Origin of the sequence: Pyxidicoccus fallax (assembly GCF_012933655.1) — a bacterium.
In the GTDB taxonomy this organism is placed as follows: domain Bacteria; phylum Myxococcota; class Myxococcia; order Myxococcales; family Myxococcaceae; genus Myxococcus; species Myxococcus fallax.
Map to the genome: position 1 here is coordinate 1 of NZ_JABBJJ010000650.1, position 2,401 is coordinate 2,401.

Sequence of the window (2,401 nt, forward strand, 5' to 3'; positions counted from 1 at the left end):
GGGCGTGGGGTGGGCGGTGGGTGACACGCGGCGGTGGTCAAATTTTGTTTTCGCGGGGCTCTTCGCCCTCGCGTTGATTCTGTTCTCCAGGATTCTGCTGCCGTTCCTCATGCCGGTGCTGCTGGGCGGCTTCCTGGTGGTCCTGTTCATGCCGGTGCAGGACTACCTGTGCCAGAAGCTGCGGGGCCGCAAGTCCCTCAGCGCCGGGTTGTCCACCCTCACGGTGTTTCTGCTCATCCTGGCGCCGCTGGCGCTGGTGGGGTGGATGGTGGCGCGCGAGCTGCTCCAGTTCGTGGGGCAGGCGCAGGACCTGCTGGAGCAGGTGGACCTGCGGCACCAGTTCGCCTCCAGCCTGCCGCGGGGGCTGAGCCGGTACATCCGGTTCGATCCGGAGAGCGCGGAGACGGAGCGCGCACTGGTGACGGCGGTGACGGGCGGGGCGGCGCTGCTCAAGGACGTGGTGAGCGCGGGGGCCGAGCTGGTCATCAACATGTTCCTGATGACCGTGGCCATGTACTACTTCTTCCTGGATGGCCGCCGGCTGGTGTCCGAGGTGATGCGGCTCATCCCCCTGGACCGGCGCTACTTCGAGGCCTTCTCCCGCGAGTTCACGGACGTCGCGTACGCGATTGTCTACGGCAACACGGTGACGGCGATCATCCAGGGCGCGGTGGGCTTCGTGGGGCTGCTCATCGCGGGGGTGCCGCACGCGGGCGTGTGGGGCGCGGCCATGGTGCTGGTGGCGCTGGTGCCGGTGGGCGGCACGGCCCTGGTGTGGGGCCCCATCGGCGTGGTGCTCATCGCGGCGAACAAGGTGACGGAGGGCGTGTTCCTGCTGTCGTGGGGCACCTTCCTGGTGGGCAGCATCGACAACGTCATCCGGCCGAAGCTGTGCGGGGCGCGCATGGCGCTGCACCCGCTGCTCGTCTTCCTGTCCATGTTCGGCGGGCTGGCGGTGTTCGGGATGATGGGGCTCCTGGTGGGCCCGCTCATCGCCTCCATCTTCATGGCCATGGTGCGCATCTACCGGCGTGACTTCCTGGGCATCGGCCGGGCGGAGCATCTCGCGGCCACGCAGGCGTCGGCGGCGTCCGCTGCCTCGGAGGACTCCTCGCCGTCCCTGGCGCCGGAGCCGGGCCCGATGGTGGGCACGGCGTCCATGGGGACTCCGGCGACGCTGAACGCCTGAGGGGGCGGTCCGCGAGCCTGGGCGTCACCCGCGCCGCCGGGCGCGTCGTCAGCGGGAACCCGGGCGAGGCTGGACGCCTGGGTTCCGGGCTTCTCCGAGCCTGGACATCGCTCGCGGGGTGGGTGAACCTCCCCGCAGGATGATGAACACCCGACACGCGATGGCCCGCTGGGGCATGTTGTTGCCCCTGGCGGTGGTGCTGGCTTCTCCGGTGTCCGCGGCGGTCATCGAGCCCGATTCCGCCGGACCGCGTGAGGACGCGCCCGTGGCCGACGCTCCGAAGCGCGAGCTCGCGCCGGTGATGCGTCCTGATGCCGACGCCGTGGGGCTCCAGCCGAAGGCGGGCCCGGCGCCGATGCCGGCGGATCCGGAGCCGCACACCCCGGCGGATCCGTTCCTGGCGGTGGAAGTGGACACGGGCTCCGGCGGCACGGTGGGGGACGCGCCGATGCGTCCGCCGCTGGCGCGGCTGTTCGTGGGCGGCACGACGACGTGGCGGCGGTACTGCGCGCGTCCCGGGGTGAAGTCCTGCGGCGAGTACGACCGGAGGCCGGAGGAGGAGCAGGTCGGGGACACGTCGGACTACTCCTCGTCGGTGCCGTACCTGGGGTTTTCGGCGGAGCTGGAGCTGCTGCCGCTGGCGCGCAGGACGTCGGCGGTGCGGGGGCTGGGCTTGGTGCTGGGTTACCGGCGCGGGTACGCGGCCACGGACGTGACGCTGGTGGGCGAGGCGGGGCAGTCGGTGACGCGCGAGGTGGCGGCCACGGACTCGGTCCTGACGGCGCAGGCGATGTACCGCTACTTCTTCGGCCGGGGGGAGGAGCGCCAGCTGTTGGGCTACGCGGGGATTCGCGCGGGCCTGCTGACGCGGGCCTTCGATGTGGAGGAGTCCCCGGACAACCCGCTGGCGGGCACGCATCGGTTGTTTCCGGCGGTGGGCCTGGAGGTGTCGGTGCCGCTGCTGCGCTCGGTGCGGTTGGAGGGCGCGGGCCAGGTGTTCATCGACGCGAAGCCGGGGCAGGGCTTCAGCGACGAGGGTGGGGCGCTGGACCTGGAGGTCAGCGAGTTCGGCACGTCGGTGTCGAGCTTCGGCTGGGAGGCGCAGCTGGGCGTGGCGGGTGAGGTGTGGGGGCCGTTCGGCTACTCGGTGCGCTTCCTGCTGTCGCGCTACCAGGACCGGTTCTCCGGTGCGGGGACGAAGAAGGGCTGGGA

2 protein-coding genes are annotated in these 2,401 nt (G+C 71.3%); both read left to right on the plus strand.

The window, feature by feature from the left end; all coding sequences use genetic code 11:
* Positions 1 to 4: 4 nt before the first annotated feature.
* Entirely contained in the window at positions 5 to 1,189 is a 1,185-nt protein-coding gene (locus HG543_RS53085; protein ID WP_343073671.1) for an AI-2E family transporter, read from the plus strand.
* A 139-nt stretch (positions 1,190 to 1,328) separates the two neighbouring features.
* Positions 1,329 to 2,401, plus strand: a 1,073-nt coding sequence (locus tag HG543_RS53090) for a hypothetical protein (protein WP_211194800.1), incomplete at its 3' end; no start/stop codon positions are given.